This window comes from Streptomyces rimosus, assembly GCF_008704655.1.
In the GTDB taxonomy this organism is placed as follows: Bacteria; Actinomycetota; Actinomycetes; order Streptomycetales; family Streptomycetaceae; genus Streptomyces; species Streptomyces rimosus.
Window position 1 is genome coordinate 4,598,611 of the sequence record NZ_CP023688.1, and the last position, 19,199, is coordinate 4,617,809.

Sequence of the window (19,199 nt, forward strand, 5' to 3'; positions counted from 1 at the left end):
TCCCTTATCGCGCGGTGGAGGTGTAGGGCAGCAGCGCCATCTCACGGCTGTTCTTCACGGCCGTGGCGACGTCACGCTGGTGCTGGGTGCAGTTGCCGGTCACCCGGCGGGCACGGATCTTGCCGCGGTCGGAAATGAACTTCCGCAGCAGGTTCGTGTCCTTGTAGTCGACGTAGGAGATCTTCTCCTTGCAGAACACGCAAACCTTCTTCTTAGGCTTGCGAGCAGGCGGCTTCGCCATTGTCTCTCTCCAGTGAGTTCAAGAAGTTTGTGCTGTCGCCCTCAGGCCCCCGGCCGTTTCACGCTGTTTCACGTGAAACAGCGTGCGTACGAGCCGGTCGTCGGACCTAGAAGGGCGGCTCGTCCGAGTAGCCGCCGCCGGAGCCACCGCCCCAGCCACCGCCGCCGCCACCCTGCTGGCCGCCGCCTGCAGGGGCACCGGTCGCCCACGGGTCGTCGGCGGGAGCACCGCCGCCCTGGCCGCCGCCGGAGCCGCCGCCCCAGCCGCCGCCACCCTGGCCACCGCCCTGCGGACCACCGCCGAAGCCGCCGCCCTGGCCACCGCGGCTCGAGGTCTTGGTGACCTTGGCCGTGGCGTTGCGCAAGCTGGCGCCGACCTCGTCGACGTCGAGCTCGTAGACCGTGCGCTTGACGCCCTCGCGGTCCTCGTACGACCGCTGCTTAAGGCGGCCCTGCACGATCACGCGGGTGCCCCGCGTGAGGGACTCGGCGACGTTCTCCGCCGCCTGACGCCACACCGAGCAGGTCAGGAACAGGCTCTCGCCGTCCTTCCACTCGTTGGTCTGGCGGTCGAAGGTGCGGGGAGTGGATGCGACGCGGAACTTCGCAACCGCCGCACCCGACGGGGTGAAGCGCAGCTCGGGGTCGTCGACAAGATTGCCGACGACCGTGATGACGGTCTCGCCTGCCATTAGGGGAACCTCTCGGCGGGTGTGCTGCTGGCTGCTGGTGTGGCTACTCGAACCCGGTCACCGCTGACGCTGATGCGTTCAGTGGGTCTCGGGACGGAGGACCTTGGTCCGGAGGACCGACTCGTTCAGGTTCATCTGACGGTCGAGTTCCTTGACGACCGCAGGCTCGGCCTGCAGGTCGATGACCGAGTAGATGCCCTCGGGCTTCTTGTTGATCTCGTACGAGAGACGACGACGGCCCCAGGTGTCGACCTTCTCGACCTTTCCGTTGCCCTCACGGACGACGGAGAGGAAGTTCTCGATCAGCGGGGAGACAGCGCGCTCCTCGAGATCGGGGTCGAGGATGACCATCACCTCGTAGTGACGCATGTTGAACCCACCTCCTTTGGACTCAGCGGCCACGGTCGTTCCGTGGCAGGAGGGTCATGATGCGTTCCGCACCCGGCCCGACCAGGAGACTGGGCAGACGTGGGCGCAGACTGTACAGAGTACCTGCCGGCGCACCTCCGGTTGAAATCCGGAGGCTGATCCCCCCAATCTGGAACACAACGGGTGTGAGCGGCGTTACAGTTCGCCGCCTGTCATCGGAGGTGTCGCATGGCACAGGCAGTCCGGCCGCAGCATGGCCTCCTCTCTCTACTGAACAGCGACGGCAAGGCCCATCCGGTCGAGAACACCTTGGTCGCCGTGACGCTGGTCTTCGGTTTGACCGCCTTCTTCACCGCCCATTTCCACCAGCTTCACCTGCTGAGTTCCTGGACGGGACTGATCGGCATCGGCACCGGGGCGTGGGGGCAGTTCATCTCCGCCACGACCGGCGAGCGCTTCCTGCTGATCATCGGGCTCGGTGCCGCGGCGGTCGGTTTCTTCCTCGGCATGGCACACGGCGGCCTCTTCGGCGGGGTCCTCGGCTAGCCGGACCCGGGCAGGCGAAGGGGGCTGCACCCCCCTTCACCCAAACGGGGCGCTCCCCTGTCGCAGTAGGCTTCGGCGCGAGAGCCGGAGCCCCGACCCTGGGGACAAACCTGCCGAGGAGCGCCCCGCATGAGCCTGACCCTGAGGACCATCAGCCGAGAGCAGCATCTGGCGTACATCCAGAGTCTGCCCTCGGCGAGCCACATGCAGGTGCCGGCCTGGGCCGATGTGAAGTCCGAATGGCGCTCGGAGAACCTGGGCTGGTTCGACAAGAGCGGACAGCTGGTCGGCGCGGGTCTGGTCCTCTACCGCCAGCTGCCCAAGATCAAGCGGTACCTCGCCTACCTGCCCGAGGGCCCAGTGATCAACTGGTTCGCCCCGAACCTGGAGGACTGGCTGAAGCCGATGCTGGCGCATCTGAAGCAGCAGGGCGCCTTCTCGGTGAAGATGGGCCCACCGGTGATCATCCGGCGCTGGGACGCCACCGCGATCAAAGCCGGGATCCAGGACCCGGACGTCAAGCGGCTGCGGGACATCGAGGCCACCCACATCGAGCCGCGGGCCTTCGAGGTGTCCGACAAGCTGCGCCGGATGGGCTGGCAGCAGGGCGAGGACGGCGGGGCCGGCTTCGGTGATGTACAGCCGCGCTACGTCTTCCAGGTGCCGCTGGAGAACCGCTCGCTGGAGGACGTCCACAAGGGGTTCAACCAGCTGTGGCGCCGCAACATCAAGAAGGCCGAGAAGGCCGGCGTCGAGGTCGTCCAGGGCCGTTACGAGGACCTGCCCGAGTGGCAGCGGCTGTACGAGATCACCGCGGAGCGCGACCGCTTCCGGCCGCGGCCGCTCGGCTACTTCCAGCGCATGTGGACGGCCCTCAACACCGAGGACCCCAACCGCATGCGGCTGTACTTCGCCCGGCACAACGGGGTGAACCTCTCCGCCGCGACGATGCTGGTCGTCGGCGGCCACGTCTGGTACTCCTACGGCGCCTCGGACAACATCGGCCGTGAGGTCCGGCCCTCCAACGCCATGCAGTGGCGGATGCTGCGCGACGCCTACGCGCTGGGCGCCACCGTCTACGACCTGCGCGGCATCAGCGACTCGCTCGACGAGAACGACCACCTCTTCGGCCTCATCCAGTTCAAGGTGGGCACGGGCGGGCAGGCAGCCGAGTACCTCGGCGAGTGGGACTTCCCGCTCAACAAGCTCCTGCACAAGGCGCTCGACATCTACATGTCGCGCCGCTGACCGTCCCACCCGTCTGTTTCGATCGCAAAGCAGCTACGAGAAAGGTTCCGGGCCCGGCCATGGCGCTCACCCTCTACGTCGACACCGCGCGCTGGCGGGCACACCAGCAGAGCGTTCTGCAGCAGTTCCCGGGGCTCGTCCCGGTCTGCAAAGGCAATGGCTACGGCTTCGGGCACGAGCGCCTCGCCGAGGAGGCGGCCCTCCTCGGTACCGATCTCCTCGCCGTCGGGACGACCTACGAGGCGGCCCGCATGAAGGACTTCTTCAGCGGGGACCTGCTCGTGCTGACGCCGTTCCGGCACGGTGAGGAACCGGTTCCGCTGCCGGACCGTGCCATCCGTTCGGTCTCCTCGGTCGAGGGCGTGGGCGGCCTGGTGGGCGCGCGGGTCGTCATCGAGGTCATGAGCAGCATGAAGCGCCACGGCGTCCTGCCGGAGGACCTGCCGAAGCTGGCCGCTGCCATAGAGGACGTGCGGCTGGAGGGCTTCGCCATGCACCTGCCGCTGGACCGTACCGACGGCTCCGACGCGGTGGAGGAGGTCATCGGCTGGATGGACCGGCTGCGGGCCAACCGCCTGCCGCTGCACACCATGTTCGTCAGCCACCTCAAGGCCGATGAGCTCGCCCGTCTCCAGCAGCAGTTCCCGCAGACGCGGTTCCGCGCGCGGATCGGCACGCGCCTGTGGCTCGGTGATCACGACGCGACCGAGTACCGCGGCTCGGTCCTGGACGTCACCCGGATCGGCAAGGGCGATCGCTTCGGCTACCGCCAGCAGAAGGCCGCGTCGGACGGCTACCTGGTCGTGGTGGCCGGCGGTACGTCGCATGGCGTGGGCCTGGAGTCGCCCAAGGCGCTGCACGGTGTGATGCCCCGTGCCAAGGGCGTGGCCCGCGCGGGCCTGGCGACCGTCAACCGCAACCTCTCGCCGTACGTGTGGGCGGGCAAGCAGCGGTGGTTCGCGGAGCCTCCGCACATGCAGGTCTCCATCCTCTTCGTGCCAGGGGAGGCCCCCGAGCCGCAGGTGGGCGAGGAACTGGTGGCGCACCTGCGGCACACCACGACGCAGTACGACCGCCTCGTGGACCGCTGAGCCGCCCTTCACGAAAGCATCGGGCCCGGTACCGCAGACCTGCTCTGCCGTACCGGGCCCGTTCCGTGTGCGTGGCTACCGGTGGACGGAATCTCCGGCCACGCCCCAGCGCACCTGCGCCGCCCCTTCGAACTTCACGGCATGCCGCGACAGCTGGTGCGCTCGGCCCAGCACAAAGACATCCGGCGCGTGATCCAGTACCCCGCCCGACGGGTCGTCCTCACCATCCCGGCGTACGACGTCCCGCTCCGGCAGCAGCACATCACGCACCACCACGGCACACAGGTACAGCGTCCCCAACAGGTGCAGGACCATGGCCAGTTGGTAGCCCTCCAGCGGCAGCCCTTGGTGCTTGTCGCCGTTGCCGGTGTAGGCGAGGTACATCCAGATGCCGAGGAAGTACATGACCTCGCACGCCTGCCAGATCAGGAAGTCGCGCCAGCGTGGCCGTGCCAGTGCGGCGAGCGGGACGAGCCAGAGCACGTACTGCGGCGAGTAGACCTTGTTCGTGAGGATGAAGAGCGCGACGACCAGGAAGGCGAGCTGTGCGAACCGCGGCCGGCGCGGTGCGTAGAAGGCCAGCAGGGCCAGCGCACCGCAACCGAGGATCATGAGCAGGGTGGCGTAGGTGTTCGCGTCCTCCAGCGGATTGCCCGTGCGCTGGGAGATGAGCAGCCAGATGGACCCGAAGTCGATGGGCCGCTCCTGGCTGAAGGTGTAGAACTTCGCCCAGCCCTCCCTGATGTGGAAGCCGGACGCGTCATGCGTGATCATCACCGGCACATTGACCACCAGCCACGCGGCAGCGGCCCCGGTCACGGCCTTTCCGTAGGCGCGCCACTGTCCGGCCCGCCAGCACAGGATGAGCAGCGGCCCGAGCAACAGCACCGGATACAGCTTGGCGGCGGTCGCCAGCCCGATGAACACGCCCGTCGCGAAGGCCCGGCTGCGCGACCACATCAGCATCCCGACAGCGGTCAGGGCGACGGCCAGCAGGTCCCAGTTGATGGTGGCGGTGAGCGCGAGGGCGGGGGCGAGGGCGACCAGGAGGCCGTCCCACGGACGGCGACGGTGGGTACGCGCCACGCAGACGGCGAGGACCGCCGCGCACGCCATCAGCATGCCCGCGTTGACCAGCCAGTAGATCTGCTCGCGCTGCTGGATCGAACCCCCGGTCGGCGTCATCCAGGAGGCGACCTCCATGAACAAGCCGGTCAGCACCGGGTATTCGAGGTACTCCATGTCGCCAGGCAGTTTGTCGAAGTACGGGATCAGACCGTCGGCGAAGCCGCGCCCCGCGTACAGGTGCGGGATGTCGGAGTAGCAGGCGTGGGTGTACTGGCTGGTGGCGCCGAAGAACCAGCCGCTGTTGTAGCAGGGCAGCTTCTGCACCATGCCGAGCGCGAACATCCCGATGGCGACCAGCGCGACGATGCGGACCGGGTTCCACCAGCCCGTGCGGAAGACAGCGCGCCGTCCGGCAGGACCGCCGATCAGTTCGCTTCCGGCAGCCGCCACCTCGTCCCGCCTCGTCGGCCGTACGGGCTCGTCCTGTCGCACGCTCGTCATGCGCCCATCCTGCCGTACGGTCCCGGGCCGAACGCGGAGAAGCCCCCGGCCCGGATTCACCGGGTCGGGGGCTTCGTCCGCCACGTTTCACGTGAAACAGTCAGCGGTCAATCGCGTCGTCCTCCCGACGCGCCGCCGGCCGGACCTCCGATGAAGCCACCGTCGTCACCGCCTCCGGTCCCTCCCGTGTTCGGGCCGGGCGTCGGGGTCACACCGCCGGTGTCCCCACCCCCCGGCCTGCCACCGGTCTGGCCACCGTTGGACGTACCGCCGTTGTGCCGGCACTCGATGTCCCAGTCCGCACAGGTCTGGGTCGGAGTGGGGCTCGCGGGCTCGCTGGGCTTCACCGTCTTGGACGGGGTGGGCTTCGGGGAGGTCGGCGCCGGAGCGGACGGGGTGGGCTTCGGGGACGGGCTCATGCCGTCGCCGTAGACCGTCTGGCCGATCGGCGCGGGGTCCGGGAAGGCTTCGAGCTTCTGGCCCTTCATCGCCTGTGTCATGTACTCCGCCCAGATGCGGGCCGGGAACGAGGCGCCGTGGATCTTCTCCTCGCCGCCTACGCCGTACATCTTCAGGAACTGCTGCTGTTTGGCCTGGTCGTCCACCCGCCACATGCCGATCGTGGTGGCCAGCTGCTTGGTGTACCCGGCGAACCACGCCGACTTGTTGTCGTCGGTGGTACCGGTCTTGCCGGCCGCCTCCCGGCCGTCGGGCAGCTTCGCCGCCGTACCGGTGCCCTTCTCCACCACGGTCTTCAGGACGTCCGTGACGTTGTCCGCGACGGCCGCGCTGAAGCCCGTCTTGGGCTTCGCGGTGTGCTCGTACTCGGTCTTGCCGTCCTTCTCGACGCTCTCGACGGAGTACGGGTCGTTCTGCTGGCCACTGGAGGCGAAGGTGGCGTACGCGCCGGCCAGCCGGATCGCGCTCGGTGCCGAGGTGCCGAGCGAGAAGGTCGGGGTGGTCTTCGCCATGCTCTGGTCGTCGCGCAGACCCGCGGCGATGGACGCTTCCTTCACCTTGTCACGCCCCACGTCCATGCCGAGCTGGATGAACGGTGTGTTCACCGAGAACTGCATGGCGGTACGAAGGGTGATCTTTCCGCGGTCCTCGTTGCCGTCGTTGGCCTGGTGCCACTCCTTGCCGTCCTTGTCGTGCCAGACGGTCCCGTCGTAGTTGAGCAGCTTCAGCTTGTTGTCACCGTTGTAGATGCTGTTCGGTGAGACCCGGGTGCGCCGTTCGGGATTGTGCGGGTCCCGTACGCCGTCGGTCATCGCCGCCGCCAGCACGAACGGTTTGAAGGTCGAGCCGACCTGGACACCGGTGTAGTCGGCGTTGTTCGTGTAGTGCTGGGTCGCGTCCTTGCCGCCGTAGATGGCGACGATCTTGCCGCTCTTCGTGTCGACCGAGGCGCCGCCGAACTGGACATACTTGTCCACCTCGCGCTTGTCCGGCTTGATGTGCTCCTTGGTGACCTTGTCCACGGATTCGGCGAGTTCGTTGACCTTCTTCTCGTCGAAGGTCGTGTGGATCTCGTAGCCGCCCATCTTCAGCTGGGAGTCCGTGATCTTGGTGTTCGCCGTGATGTAGTTGTTGGCGAGGTCGACGAGGTAGCCCTTCTGGCCACGGAGGTCCATGGCCTTCTTGGGCTTCCTGGGCATCGGGAATTCCTTGATCTGGTCCCGGTCCGACTTGTTCATCCGGCCGACCTCGACCTCACGGTCCAGCGTCCACTTCCAGCGGGCCTCGGCGCGCTTGAGGTTCGCGCCCTTGGCCTCCGTCGAGATGTACGGGTCGTAGAGGTTGGGGCCGTTGAGCAGCGCGGCCATGAAGGCGCTCTCGCTCGGCGTGAGCTTGTCGCAGTCCTTGCCGAAGTACGCCCGGGACGCGGCCTGGATACCGTACGCACCGCGCCCGTAATAGGCGGTGTTGAGGTAGCCGGCCAGGATGGTGTCCTTCTTCACCTTGATGCCCACCTTCACCGAGATGAACAGCTCGGTGATCTTGCGCTTGAGGGTCTGCGACTGGTCGAGGTACGTGTTCTTCACGTACTGCTGGGTGATGGTCGAGCCACTCTGGGTTTCGCCGCCCTTGGCCATGTTGAAGACCGCACGCGCGATGCCCATCGGGTCGACGCCCGAGTCCTTGTAGAACGAGGCGTTCTCCGCGGAGATCACCGCGTCCTGCATGGTCTTGGGGATCGAGGTGATCGGTACGATCTGGCGGTTGAGCTCTCCACCGCCGGCGACGACCATCGGCTTGCCGTTGGACCAGTAGTAGACGTTTTTCTGCAGCTGCGACGCCTTCTGCACGTCCGGGATGTCCACGTAGGCGAGCGCGAGACCGGCCGCACCGACGACCAGCGCCATGAAACCGATGCAGGTGGTGAGGACCTGCTTCCACGAGGGCACGAAGCGGCGCCAGCCGATCTTGCCGGACCGCGGGTAGTCGATGAACCGCTTCTTGCCGGGCTTGCCCGCTCCCCGGCCGCGCCCACGACCGCCTTCGCCACCACCGCCGCCGGTGCGCCGGCCTCCACCGCGTCCGCCTTGACCACTGCCTGAGGCCATCGCAGCCGTATCGGATGCGCGCCGCCGGCCGCCGCGTTGTGCGGCCCGCCGGGCCTCCGCTCTGCCGCCGACCGGCCGCTCCTGCCCGTACGCTTCGGAGTCGGGAGCCGGTCCGGGGGTGGGTGCAGAGCCACGGGAGGGCGCCGCACGGCGCCCCGATTGCTGTGCGGCTCGTCGGGCCGCTGCACGTCCGCCGCCCTGTGGCTGGGGCGGTTTGCGACGGTGCTCGCTCATGGAACGAATACTCCTCGGGCAGGCGCGCTATCTATCTCGTCGCCTGAAGGCGGCAGTTGGCTTCAGGTCCCCCCGACGTACGGCACCCATATGGCTCATGGGGTCGCACTACACCGAGGACGGGGACGTCCCCTGTCGCCCCACGGTTCCCGGCAGTCTGCATGCCGCACAGACTACGCACGGCCAAAACCTGCTCACTGTTGAAATTCACTCCAAATCCGTCAGGTTGGGTGGAACGAAACAGTGATGTGACGGCGCTCACCATCCCTCCTCTTGTCCCTCCCGTGCACCCGACCTATCGTCTGGATGTATCGAGTCGATACATCAGCTCGGCATAAAGAACGCACGAGGACAAGGAGGCGGGCATGAGCAGGCGGTCCGGCATCCTTGAGTTCGCCGTCCTCGGACTGCTTCGCGAGTCCCCCATGCACGGCTACGAGCTGCGCAAACGGCTCAACACGTCGCTGGGGGTCTTCCGTGCGTTCAGCTACGGCACCCTCTACCCCTGTCTGAAGGCGCTGGTCGCGAACGGCTGGCTGACCGAGGAGACGGGCAGTGAGCCGGAGACCGCGCCCGCGTCCCTCACCGGCCGCCGGGCGAAGATCGTCTACCGGCTGACGCCGGAGGGGAAGAGCCACTTCGAGGAGCTGCTCGCCCACTCGGGCCCGGACGCGTGGGAGGACGAACACTTCGGTGTCCGCTTCGCCTTCTTCGGGCAGACCTCGCGCGACGTACGGATGCGGGTGCTGGAAGGCCGCCGCAGCCGCCTGGAGGAACGCCTCGAAAAGATGCGCACCTCCCTGGCACGTTCACGCGAACGGCTGGACGACTACACCCTCGAGCTGCAGCGGCACGGCATGGAGTCCGTGGAGCGCGAGGTCCGGTGGCTCAACGAGCTGATCGAGAGCGAACGCGCCGGACGCGATCAACGCGCCGTGGACCCCGCTGAGCGGAACCAGAAGGACACGTCAGGAGATACGGGCGGCCTGCCCCGGCGTCGGGGTGGTTCCCGGCCGGATTCGTCCGATGACACCACCACATAAGGCTCCGCAGTCCGCGGGGCCTTGTCGAGAACACAGGGAGCAACCGGAATGGGTTCGGTTCGCGTAGCCATCGCCGGCGTGGGCAACTGCGCCGCCTCGCTGGTACAGGGCGTCGAGTACTACAAGGACGCAGACCCGGACAGCCGCGTGCCCGGCCTGATGCACGTGCAGTTCGGCGACTATCACGTGCGGGACATCGAGTTCGTGGCCGCTTTCGACGTCGACGCCAAAAAGGTCGGCCTCGACCTGGCGGACGCCATCGGTGCCAGCGAGAACAACACCATCAAGATCTGCGACGTGCCGAACTCCGGTGTGACCGTGCAGCGCGGCCACACCCTCGACGGCCTGGGCAAGTACTACCGCCAGACCATCGAGGAGTCCGACGAGACGCCGGTGGACATCGTCCAGGTCCTCAAGGACAAGCAGGTCGACGTCCTGGTGTGCTACCTGCCCGTCGGCTCCGAGGACGCCGCGAAGTTCTACGCCCAGTGCGCCATCGATGCCAAGGTCGCCTTCGTCAACGCCCTGCCGGTCTTCATCGCGGGCACCAAGGAGTGGGCGGACAAGTTCACCGAGGCCGGTGTGCCGATCGTCGGTGACGACATCAAGTCGCAGGTGGGCGCCACGATCACGCACCGCGTGATGGCCAAGCTCTTCGAGGACCGGGGCGTCGTCCTGGACCGCACGATGCAGCTGAACGTCGGCGGCAACATGGACTTCAAGAACATGCTGGAGCGCGAGCGCCTGGAGTCCAAGAAGATCTCCAAGACCCAGGCCGTCACCTCGCAGATCCGCGACCGCGAGCTGGGCGAGGACAACGTCCACATCGGCCCGTCGGACTTCGTCGCCTGGCTGGACGACCGCAAGTGGGCCTACGTCCGCCTCGAAGGCCGCGCCTTCGGTGACGTCCCGCTGAACCTGGAGTACAAGCTGGAGGTCTGGGACTCCCCGAACTCCGCGGGTGTCATCATCGACGCCCTGCGCGCCGCGAAGATCGCCAAGGACCGCGGCATCGGCGGCCCGGTGCTCTCCGCGTCCTCGTACTTCATGAAGTCGCCGCCGGTCCAGTACTTCGACGACGAGGCGCACGCGAACGTCGAGAAGTTCATCAAGGGTGAGGTCGAGCGCTGAGCACCGCGCCGTCCCGCTAGCCCGCCGGCCCCCGGAAATTCCGTCCGGGGGCCGGTGTGCTGTGTGAGGCTGGTCCTCATGTCCGTTGTGCGTGACCTCCGCGTACTGCTTCAGCTGCGTGACTTCCGCTCCCTGCTGGCCGTACGGCTCCTCTCGCAGGCCGCCGACGGTGTCTACCAGGTCGCGCTCGCCACCTACGTCGTCTTCTCGCCCGAGAGGCAGGCGTCTCCCGCGGCCATCGCCTCCGCCATGGCGGTCCTGCTGCTCCCGTATTCGCTGCTCGGCCCCTTCGCAGGTGTTCTCCTCGACCGGTGGCGCCGTCGGCAGGTCCTGCTGTACGGCAACCTGCTGCGTACCGTGCTCGCCGTCGGCACCGCCGGCCTGATCGCCGCGCGGGCTTCCGACTGGCTCTTCTACGCCTCCGCGCTCTCCGTCATGGCCGTCAACCGCTTCGTGCTGGCCGGGCTCTCGGCATCCTTGCCGCGTGTGGTCGCCGGTACGGAGCAGCTGGTCGTGGCCAACTCCCTGTCCCCGACCGCCGGCACGCTCGCGACGACCGCGGGCGGTGGGCTCGCCTTCGCCGTCCGGCTGGCGGGGGCGCAGTCGAACACGGTCGTCGTGTTTCTGGCCGCCACTCTGTATCTGTGCGCCGCCGGTGTCTCGCTGCGCATGGGCCCGGGACTACTGGGGCCGGACCCTTCCCAGCTCCAACCACGTGTCGGTGCGGCCCTGTTGAGCACCACGCGCGGCTTGGTGGATGGGCTGCGCCACCTCCTGGAACGACGTACCGCAGCGGCGGCCCTGACGGTGATGACCGTACTGCGCTTCTGCTACGGGGCGCTGACGGTAACGGTGTTGATGCTGTGCCGGTACGCGTGGGCCGACAGCGAGTCGGGGGGACTGGCGCTCCTCGGGATCGCCGTCGGCGTATCAGGGGCGGGCTTCTTCGCTGCCGCCGTCATCACGCCGTCGGCCGTCGCCAGGTACACGCCCCTGGCCTGGATGGCGTGCTGTGCGGGGCTGTCGGCTGTGCTGACTTCGGCCCTGGGGCTCTCCTTCGCGTACGTACCGCTGCTGATCGCCGCCTTCGTCCTCGGCCTCAGCACCCAGGCCGCCAAGATCTCCACGGACACGGTGGTGCAGTCATCGGTGGACGATGCCTTCCGCGGCCGTGTCTTCGCGGTCTACGACATGCTCTTCAACGTCGCCTACGTCGGTGCCGCGGCCGTGGCGGCGCTGATGCTGCCGCCGGACGGCAGGTCCGGTGTTCTCGTCATCGCCGTGGCTCTGCTCTACGCGGCGACCGCGGTGTCGCTGATCCGCTGCGTACGGCGCTAGCCTCCTGACGCCCAGCCCTGGGGGACCCCAGCGGCGACAGGGTCACCTCGCGACCCGATACGTTACGTGCTTTCAGCTCACACGTGGACGCATCGCTTTCAGGGGGACCTTCATGACCATGCCGCCGCCTCCGGGGCAGAACCCGTACGGCCAGAATCCCTACGGCCAGAACCCGTACCCGCAGGCACCGAACGCTCCGTACGGGCAGCCGCCGCAGGGACCCGCTCCATATGGCCAGCCCCCGCAGGCGCCCAACGCGCCGTACGGCCAGCCGCAGGGCGGCTACGCTCCTCCGCCGCAGATGCCGCAGCAGCAGGGCGCTCCCTGGCCGCAGGCAGCACCCCCGCAGCAGCCCTACGGCATGCCCCCGCAAGGTGGGGCACCCCAGCCGCCCGGGCCCCAGCGCTCGGACAGCGTGGGCCGGAAGGTCTTCCGCGTGGTCCTGAGCCTTGTCGTGCTGGGCCTGGTACTCGGCGGCCTCGCGGGCTTCAACTCCCTCTTCGGCACGGACGCCAAGAAGGCCGCCGTCGGTGACTGCATGAAGAACAACGGCACGACCATCCGGCCGGACATGGAGAAGGTGGACTGCACCGCCTCCGATGCCGCCTACAAGGTCGCCGAGGTGCATGACGACACCACCGACGAGAAGCTGTGCGACCTGACGAAGTACAACGCCTACTCGGAAGCCACCGGGCGCCGGCACCGCAACAAGGTCGTGCTCTGCCTCGAAGACATCAAGAAGTAGAGCCGGTCCCTGTTTCACGTGAAACACGACGCCACTCGCCGTCGTGTTTCACGTGAAACCACGCACTCACTGCTGCGCGGCCCACCACTCCCGCAGAGCGGCAACGGCCTCTTCCCGCTCCATCGGGCCGTTCTCCAGCCGCAGTTCGAGCAGATGCTTGTACGCCTTACCGACCTCCGGGCCGGGAGCGATGCCGAGGACCTGCATGATGTCGTTGCCGTTCAGGTCCGGCCGGATCGAGTCCAGCTGCTCCTGCTCCTGCAGCCGCGCGATGCGCTCCTCCAGCCCGTCATAAGCACGGGAGAGGGCGTTGGCCTTGCGCTTGTTGCGGGTGGTGCAGTCCGAACGCGTCAGCTTGTGCAGACGCCGCAGCTGCGGGCCGGCGTCCCGCACGTAGCGGCGGACCGCCGAGTCGGTCCACTCGCCCGTCCCGTAGCCGTGGAAGCGCAGATGCAGCTCCACCAGCAGCGAGACGTCCTTGATCATGTCGTTGGAGTACTTCAGCGCGGTCATCCGCTTCTTGGCCATCTTCGCCCCCACCACCTCGTGGTGGTGGAAGGAGACCCGGCCGTCGCTCTCGAAACGGCGCGTCCTGGGCTTGCCGATGTCATGCAGCAGCGCCGCCAGCCGCAGCACCAGGTCCGGGCCGTCCTCTTCGAGGTCGATGGCCTGTTCCAGCACCGTCAGCGAGTGCTCATAGACGTCCTTGTGACGGTGATGTTCGTCACGTTCCAGGCGCAGCGCGGGCAGCTCCGGCAGCACCCGGTCGGCGATCCCCGTGTCGACCAGCAGCTTGAGGCCCTTGCGCGGGTGGGAACCCAGGAGCAGCTTGTTCAGCTCGTCCCGCACCCGCTCCGCGGAGACGATGTCGATGCGCTCAGCCATGGCCTTCATCGCGGAGACGATGTCCTCGGCCACCTCGAAGTCCAGCTGGGCGGCGAACCGGGCGGCCCGCATCATCCGCAGCGGATCGTCGGAGAAGGACTCCTCCGGCGTTCCCGGCGTCCGCAGGACACGTGCCGCCAGGTCCTCCAGGCCGTTGTGCGGGTCGATGAACTCCTTCTGCGGCAGCGCCACCGCCATGGCGTTCACCGTGAAGTCCCGGCGCACCAGGTCCTGCTCGATGGAGTCGCCGTAGGACACCTCGGGCTTGCGCGAGGTCCGGTCGTACGCCTCGGAGCGGTACGTGGTGACCTCGATGTCGAACGAGTCCTTCTTGCAGCCGACGGTGCCGAAGGCGATGCCGACCTCCCACACCGCGTCCGCCCACGGCCGGACGATCTTCAGCACGTCTTCGGGGCGGGCATCGGTGGTGAAGTCGAGGTCGTTGCCGAGCCGGCCGAGCAGGGCATCCCGTACCGAGCCGCCGACCAGGGCAAGCGTGAACCCGGCCTCCTGGAAACGGCGGGCCAGATCGTCCGCGACGGGGGACACCCGCAACAGTTCTCCGACGGCGCGACGCTGCACCTGGTTCAGCGCGTCCGTCGACTGCGGGGTCCGCTCGGGCTGCGGGGCGGGGAAGTCATTGTTGGCGTTCGGCACAACAGAACAGGGTACGTGGCCGCGTCGCGCGAGGCGTCCTGTCGGCGGCGGCGCCGGGCGGCGCAGGAAACGGGGACGGGCAACGCTCCCGCCCGGCTGCCGAGCGATCTTGTGGACCGGTCCCCAGCACTTCCCCCCAGCGGGTCTCGTTACCATGCGTGGACGCACATTCCGACGACCACTGACGACGACGAGGGACGGGCGAACGCGTGGCCGAGGCGGCAGGGTTCCAAGGGAGTGAACGGCCGCGCGGTCGGTGGTTGCGCCGGGCCGCGGCGCTGATCGCCGGCGTGCCGCTGCTGGCGGGAATGGTGCAGATCCCGGCCGCCCCCGAAGCCCATGCCGCCGGCTCCCGCACCGTCGATGTCTCCGTCGACGCGCTGACCCCCAGCGCGCCGAAGAAGGACGACACCCTCACCGTCTCCGGGACGCTCACCAACGGCAGCAACGCCCCGATCACCGACGCGCACGTGGGGCTGCGGCGGGGCCCCGCCCTCAACAGCCGCAGCGCCATCGACACGGCCGCCAAGCGCACGGGCTTCTCCCCCGGAGCCGACGGCCAGGAGATCGAGAACCGCACCCAGAAGATCGACAGGCTGGACCCGGGCGTCAGCCGCACCTTCACCCTCCACGTGCCGGTCAAGGACCTCGACCTCGGTGACGACGGCGTCTACCAGCTCGGCGTCTCCCTGTCCGGCCGGTCCCAGGGTGCCTCCTACGAGCAGGTGCTCGGCATCGAGCGGACATTCCTGCCCTGGCAGACCTCCGACGTGGGAAAGAAGACGCAGCTCACGTACCTGTGGCCGCTGATCTCCTCGACGCACCTGACCGCGGAGACCGACGCCGACGCGGAGCAGACTCCGGTCTTCCGCAACGACAACCTGGCATCGGAGATCGCCCCCGGCGGGCGGCTCCAGCAGCTCGTGGCGCTCGGCAAGGACCTCCCCGTCACCTTCGTCATCGACCCCGACGTGCTCGCCTCCGTCGACGCGATGACCAGGACGTACAAGGTCGAAGGGCCGAACGGCCCCACGGCGGGCAAGAACCAGGCGGTCGCCAAGCAGTGGTTGAAGCAGGTGGAGGAGGCGGTGAAGACCCACGAGGTCGTCGCGCTGCCCTTCGCCGACCCCGACCTGGCCTCGCTCGCGCACCGAGGTAAAGAGGTCCCCAGCGCCCTCGGGCACCTCGGCCCCGCCACGTCACTGGCGGCCAAGACCGTGGAGACGGTTCTGGGCGTCAAGGCCCGTACGGACTTCGCCTGGCCCGCCGAGGGCGCCGTGGATTCCTCGATCGTCGATGTCGCCACCTCCGGCGGCGCCCACAACATCATCGCCCGCAGCGACAGCCTCCAGGAGAACAGCCTCTCCTACAGCCCGACGGCGGCCCGTCCGATCGGCGGCGGCAACACCGCCATCGTCGCCGACGCCGGGCTGTCCACGGCGTTCGAGGGCGACCTGTCCAAGGCCGAGAACTCCACGCTCGCCATTCAGCAGTTCCTCGCCCAGAGCCTGATGATCAACGGCCAGGAGCCCGGACAGCAGCGCAACATCGTCGTCGCGCCGCAGCGCACGCCTTCGGTCAGCCAGGCCCAGGCGATGGCAGCGGGCGTGAAGAACCTGGTGCCGGGCCGCTGGGCCGAGCAGCTAAACCTGGCGGGTGCCGCCAAGGCCGCGCCCGACCCCGGGGCCAACCGCGAGGTGCCCGCCGCGGCCGAGTACCCGGCAGCGCTGCGCAAGCAGGAACTGCCGACCGAGGGCTTCGAGGAGATCCAGGACACCCAGACCGCGCTGGACGACTTCGCGCCCGTCCTGGCCCAGCCCGGGCGTGTGGTGACGCCCTTCGGCAACGCCATCATGCGGGAGATGTCCACCGAGTGGCGGGGCGACGAGGCGGGCGCCGCGGCCTTCCGCAGCTCTGTGCGCACCTACCTCGACGGTCTGACGAAGAACGTGCAGCTGATCCAGAAGTCCCCCGCGACGCTCTCCGGGCGCAGCGCGACGATTCCGGTGACGGTGCAGAACAACCTGGTCCAGGGCGTCAAGGGACTGACGCTGGAGCTCACGTCCTCGCAGCCCAACCGGCTCGACACGGGCGAGCCGCAGGAGATCACGGTCGACGGCGGCCACAGCCAGTCGTTCAAGTTCGACACGACGGCGAACGCCAACGGTCCCGTGCAGGTGACGGCCCAGCTCTACACCTCGGACGGCAAGCCGTACGGCCGGCCGATGACCTTCCAGGTCAACGTCACCGAGATCACCTCGACGATCATGCTTGTCATCGCGGGTGGCGTTCTGCTGCTCGTCCTCGCCGGTGTCCGTATCTACCTCCAGCGCAAGCGCGCCGCGTCGGGGCGCGACGGGGACGGGACCAACGGCGACGGAACCGACGGTGACGGCGGGTCCGAGGGTGGCAACGGGGGTGACGGCACGGACGGTGACAAGCCGGTGCAGCCGGGTGACCGCGAGCCGGACACCGGTTCGGAAAGCACGGACGCGTCCGGCTCAGGTGAGAAAGTGGACCGTTGATAGATGGCGGGGCCGGATGGCCGGCGACGGATGAGGTGGGGCAGCGATGAATGCGCCGTACGACGGTGACCGCGGCAGGGGTGCGCACGACACCCCCGCGGGTCAGGGACCGCCGACGCCCCAGGGGCAGCAGCCCCATGACCCGTATGTGCACGACGCGTACGCCAACGACCCCTACCGGTCGCAGGACCCCACGGCCCAGGACCCGGTCAACGACGTCTTCTACGACCGGTCCGCGCACCCCCCGCCGCCTCCCGGGCAGGCCCCGCACCCGCTCTACCAACAGCCGCCCGCCCCGCAGCACACCCCTGACCCGCAAGTGTGGGCCCCGACCCCGCCGCCCGAGCCGCAGGGCCCGACGCGGCACCTGCCGTACGGTGACGACGCCGCCACGACACAGTTCGTGGGCGTGGACGACCTGATCTCGCGGGCCGCCGACGAGCGCCGGGAGCCAGACGCCTTCGCGCACCTGTACCGGGACCAGCAGCAGCCGTACGAGCCGCAGCGCCCGATGACGCCGCAGCAGGAGCCGGTGCCGCAGGTCGCCTCCGTACCGGAGCAGCCGCCGATCCCCGCACCGGAGCCCGCGGCTCCCGCCAAGCGCTCCGGGGGGCGCGCGTCGTCGCTGCTGAAGTCCAGTGCGGTCATGGCCGCGGGCACGCTGGTCTCGCGCATCCTGGGTTTCGTCCGCAACCTCGTCATCGCCGCGGCGATCGGCGTCGGCACCCTCAACGACTCGTACCAGGTCGCCAACACCCTCCCGACGATGATCTACATCCTCGTCGGCGGCGGCGCCCTGAACGCGGTGTTCATCCCGCAGCTCGTGCGGGCCATGAAGAACGACGAGGACGGCGGCGAGGCGTACGCCAACCGCCTCCTGACGCTGGTCACCGTGCTGATGGCGGGCATCACCACGGTCTGTGTGCTGGCGGCCCCGGTCTTCATCGGCATGATGTCGCCGAAGATCGCTTCCGATCCCGAGCAGATGGACGTCGCGGTCGCCTTCGCCCGCTACTGCCTGCCGACCATGTTCTTCATGGGAGTGCACGTGGTGCTGGGGCAGATCCTCAACGCCCGCGGGCGGTTCGGCGCGATGATGTGGACCCCGGTCCTCAACAACATCATCGTGATCGCCACGTTCGGTGCCTTCATCTGGGTCTTCGGCAGCTTCTCGCAGAGCGGTGTGAGCGCCGGCAGCGTCTCCGCCGACGCGGTCCGGCTGCTCGGTATCGGCACGCTGCTCGGTCTGACCGTGCAGGCGCTCGCCATGTTCCCCTACCTGCGGGACGCCGGTTTCCGGCTCCGCCCGCGCTTCGACTGGCGCGGCCACGGGCTGGGGAAGGCCGCGCGGCTGGCCAAGTGGACCTTCTTCTTCGTGCTCGCCAACCAGCTCGGCCTGGTCGTGGTGACCCAGATCGCCACCTGGGCCGGTTCGGTCGCCGAGGGCCAAGGCCACTCCGGTACGGGCATCACCGCCTACAACTACGCGCTGCAGCTGTGGCAGATGCCGCAGGCCATCATCACCGTCTCGGTCATGACCGCCGTCCTGCCGCGTATCTCACGGGCCGCCCACGACGGGGACGTCACCGCCGTACGCGACGACATCTCCTACGGTCTGCGCACCTCTGCGGTGGCCATCGTGCCGTGCGCCTTCGCCTTCCTGGCGCTCGGAGTCCCGATGGCGACGCTGATGTTCTCCAGCGCGGGCGCCGGTGCCACCAACATCGGCTACGTGATCATGGCGTTCGGCCTGGGCCTGATTCCGTACTCCGCGCAGTACGTCATCCTGCGCGGTTTCTACGCCTACGAGGACACCCGTACGCCGTTCTTCAACACCGTGATCGTGGCCGCCGTCAACGCCGCGGTCTCCGGTCTGTGCTTCCTGGTCCTGCCGGCCCGCTGGGTCGTGGTGGGCCTCGCCGCCGCCTATGGACTGGCCTACGCCGTCGGCGTCGGCGTGGCCTGGCGGCGGCTGCGCACACGGCTGGGCGGTGACCTGGACGGACCGCACGTCATTCGTACGTACGCCCGCCTCGCCGGGGCCTGTGTGCCCGCCGCTCTGGTCGGCGGCGCGGCCGCATACGGAATCACCCTGGCGCTCGGCAGCGGTTTCACCGGTTCCCTGGCCGCCTTGGTCGGCGGCGGTGTCACACTGATCGCCGTCTTCTTCCTCGCCGCGAAGCGGATGCGGGTCGAAGAGATGAACGCGATGGTCGGCATGGTGCGTGCGAAGCTGGGCCGCTGATCGGGCACAACCATCGGCCGCAACCGTGTGTCGTGCATAGTGGCGGACTGTGGGCACAATTGTCTTGGCTCGTA

Annotated in this window: 15 protein-coding genes; 9 read left to right on the plus strand and 6 right to left on the minus strand. The window is 68.4% G+C overall.

Annotated features, from left to right (window positions below; genetic code table 11):
* Positions 1 to 4: 4 nt before the first annotated feature.
* The 3 genes from rpsR to rpsF form a co-directional block, all read right to left on the minus strand.
* On the minus strand, positions 5 to 241 hold the full coding sequence (rpsR, locus tag CP984_RS19475) for a 30S ribosomal protein S18 (protein ID WP_003978893.1): 237 nt from the start codon (positions 239 to 241) through the stop codon (positions 5 to 7).
* 106 nt (positions 242 to 347) lie between these two features.
* A complete protein-coding gene (locus tag CP984_RS19480) occupies positions 348 to 932 on the minus strand; it encodes a single-stranded DNA-binding protein (RefSeq protein ID WP_003978892.1) in 585 nt (194 codons plus the stop codon).
* Between the two features lie 78 nt (positions 933 to 1,010).
* Positions 1,011 to 1,301 (minus strand): 30S ribosomal protein S6, encoded by a 291-nt coding sequence (gene rpsF, locus CP984_RS19485; protein ID WP_003978891.1) that lies wholly within the window; start codon positions 1,299 to 1,301, stop codon positions 1,011 to 1,013.
* Positions 1,302 to 1,529: 228 nt separating this feature from the next.
* Between rpsF and CP984_RS19490 the strand changes: the two genes are divergently transcribed.
* From CP984_RS19490 to CP984_RS19500, 3 genes are all read left to right on the plus strand, one after another.
* Entirely contained in the window at positions 1,530 to 1,847 is a 318-nt protein-coding gene (locus CP984_RS19490; RefSeq protein ID WP_003978890.1) for a hypothetical protein, read from the plus strand.
* A 129-nt stretch (positions 1,848 to 1,976) separates the two neighbouring features.
* Complete coding sequence (locus CP984_RS19495; protein WP_003978889.1) at positions 1,977 to 3,095, plus strand: lipid II:glycine glycyltransferase FemX; 1,119 nt, start codon at positions 1,977 to 1,979, stop codon at positions 3,093 to 3,095.
* A gap of 59 nt (positions 3,096 to 3,154) precedes the next feature.
* Positions 3,155 to 4,186: an alanine racemase gene (locus CP984_RS19500; RefSeq protein WP_003978888.1), complete on the plus strand. Its 1,032-nt coding sequence runs from the start codon at positions 3,155 to 3,157 to the stop codon at positions 4,184 to 4,186.
* A gap of 75 nt (positions 4,187 to 4,261) precedes the next feature.
* Here CP984_RS19500 and CP984_RS19505 read toward each other — a convergent pair whose 3' ends face one another.
* Entirely contained in the window at positions 4,262 to 5,755 is a 1,494-nt protein-coding gene (locus tag CP984_RS19505) for a glycosyltransferase family 87 protein (protein WP_003978887.1), read from the minus strand.
* 107 nt (positions 5,756 to 5,862) lie between these two features.
* Complete coding sequence (locus CP984_RS19510) at positions 5,863 to 8,556, minus strand: transglycosylase domain-containing protein (RefSeq protein ID WP_030178673.1); 2,694 nt, start codon at positions 8,554 to 8,556, stop codon at positions 5,863 to 5,865.
* Between the two features lie 365 nt (positions 8,557 to 8,921).
* Here CP984_RS19510 and CP984_RS19515 point away from each other — a divergent pair, with 365 nt between their 5' ends.
* The 4 genes from CP984_RS19515 (at position 8,922) to CP984_RS19530 (ending at position 12,813) form a co-directional block, all read left to right on the plus strand.
* A complete protein-coding gene (locus CP984_RS19515; protein ID WP_003978885.1) occupies positions 8,922 to 9,599 on the plus strand; it encodes a PadR family transcriptional regulator in 678 nt (225 codons plus the stop codon).
* A gap of 48 nt (positions 9,600 to 9,647) precedes the next feature.
* The gene (locus CP984_RS19520) at positions 9,648 to 10,730 is read left to right on the plus strand and encodes an inositol-3-phosphate synthase (protein WP_003978884.1); all 1,083 of its coding nucleotides are present in this window, start codon (positions 9,648 to 9,650) and stop codon (positions 10,728 to 10,730) included.
* 78 nt (positions 10,731 to 10,808) lie between these two features.
* Positions 10,809 to 12,068 (plus strand): MFS transporter, encoded by a 1,260-nt coding sequence (locus CP984_RS19525; RefSeq protein WP_003978883.1) that lies wholly within the window; start codon positions 10,809 to 10,811, stop codon positions 12,066 to 12,068.
* Positions 12,069 to 12,180: 112 nt separating this feature from the next.
* Positions 12,181 to 12,813 carry an LppU/SCO3897 family protein gene (locus CP984_RS19530; protein WP_032919955.1) on the plus strand — a complete coding sequence of 211 codons (633 nt, stop codon included), beginning with the start codon at positions 12,181 to 12,183 and terminating at the stop codon, positions 12,811 to 12,813.
* A 66-nt stretch (positions 12,814 to 12,879) separates the two neighbouring features.
* Here the strand turns inward: CP984_RS19530 and CP984_RS19535 are convergent, their stop codons facing one another.
* Complete coding sequence (locus tag CP984_RS19535; RefSeq protein ID WP_003978881.1) at positions 12,880 to 14,355, minus strand: CCA tRNA nucleotidyltransferase; 1,476 nt, start codon at positions 14,353 to 14,355, stop codon at positions 12,880 to 12,882.
* Between the two features lie 260 nt (positions 14,356 to 14,615).
* Here CP984_RS19535 and CP984_RS19540 point away from each other — a divergent pair, with 260 nt between their 5' ends.
* Together CP984_RS19540 and murJ are read left to right on the plus strand one after the other, a co-directional pair.
* Positions 14,616 to 16,880, plus strand: coding sequence for a DUF6049 family protein (locus CP984_RS19540; protein ID WP_003978880.1), 2,265 nt, complete (start codon positions 14,616 to 14,618; stop codon positions 16,878 to 16,880).
* A gap of 46 nt (positions 16,881 to 16,926) precedes the next feature.
* Positions 16,927 to 19,125 carry a murein biosynthesis integral membrane protein MurJ gene (murJ, locus tag CP984_RS19545; RefSeq protein WP_003978879.1) on the plus strand — a complete coding sequence of 733 codons (2,199 nt, stop codon included), beginning with the start codon at positions 16,927 to 16,929 and terminating at the stop codon, positions 19,123 to 19,125.
* Positions 19,126 to 19,199: the final 74 nt, after the last annotated feature.

What these genes read in the sequence shown, in the direction of transcription:
- CP984_RS19480 (WP_003978892.1), bottom strand. Translation starts at nt 932, where the DNA reads ATGGCAGGCGAGACCGTCATCACGGTCGTCGGCAATCTTGTCGACGAC.
- CP984_RS19525 (WP_003978883.1), top strand. Translation starts at nt 10,809, where the DNA reads ATGTCCGTTGTGCGTGACCTCCGCGTACTGCTTCAGCTGCGTGACTTC.
- CP984_RS19490 (WP_003978890.1), top strand. Translation starts at nt 1,530, where the DNA reads ATGGCACAGGCAGTCCGGCCGCAGCATGGCCTCCTCTCTCTACTGAAC.
- CP984_RS19530 (WP_032919955.1), top strand. Translation starts at nt 12,181, where the DNA reads ATGACCATGCCGCCGCCTCCGGGGCAGAACCCGTACGGCCAGAATCCC.
- CP984_RS19515 (WP_003978885.1), top strand. Translation starts at nt 8,922, where the DNA reads ATGAGCAGGCGGTCCGGCATCCTTGAGTTCGCCGTCCTCGGACTGCTT.
- rpsF (WP_003978891.1), bottom strand. Translation starts at nt 1,301, where the DNA reads ATGCGTCACTACGAGGTGATGGTCATCCTCGACCCCGATCTCGAGGAG.
- murJ (WP_003978879.1), top strand. Translation starts at nt 16,927, where the DNA reads ATGAATGCGCCGTACGACGGTGACCGCGGCAGGGGTGCGCACGACACC.
- CP984_RS19495 (WP_003978889.1), top strand. Translation starts at nt 1,977, where the DNA reads ATGAGCCTGACCCTGAGGACCATCAGCCGAGAGCAGCATCTGGCGTAC.
- CP984_RS19510 (WP_030178673.1), bottom strand. Translation starts at nt 8,556, where the DNA reads ATGAGCGAGCACCGTCGCAAACCGCCCCAGCCACAGGGCGGCGGACGT.
- CP984_RS19500 (WP_003978888.1), top strand. Translation starts at nt 3,155, where the DNA reads ATGGCGCTCACCCTCTACGTCGACACCGCGCGCTGGCGGGCACACCAG.
- CP984_RS19505 (WP_003978887.1), bottom strand. Translation starts at nt 5,755, where the DNA reads ATGACGAGCGTGCGACAGGACGAGCCCGTACGGCCGACGAGGCGGGAC.
- CP984_RS19520 (WP_003978884.1), top strand. Translation starts at nt 9,648, where the DNA reads ATGGGTTCGGTTCGCGTAGCCATCGCCGGCGTGGGCAACTGCGCCGCC.
- rpsR (WP_003978893.1), bottom strand. Translation starts at nt 241, where the DNA reads ATGGCGAAGCCGCCTGCTCGCAAGCCTAAGAAGAAGGTTTGCGTGTTC.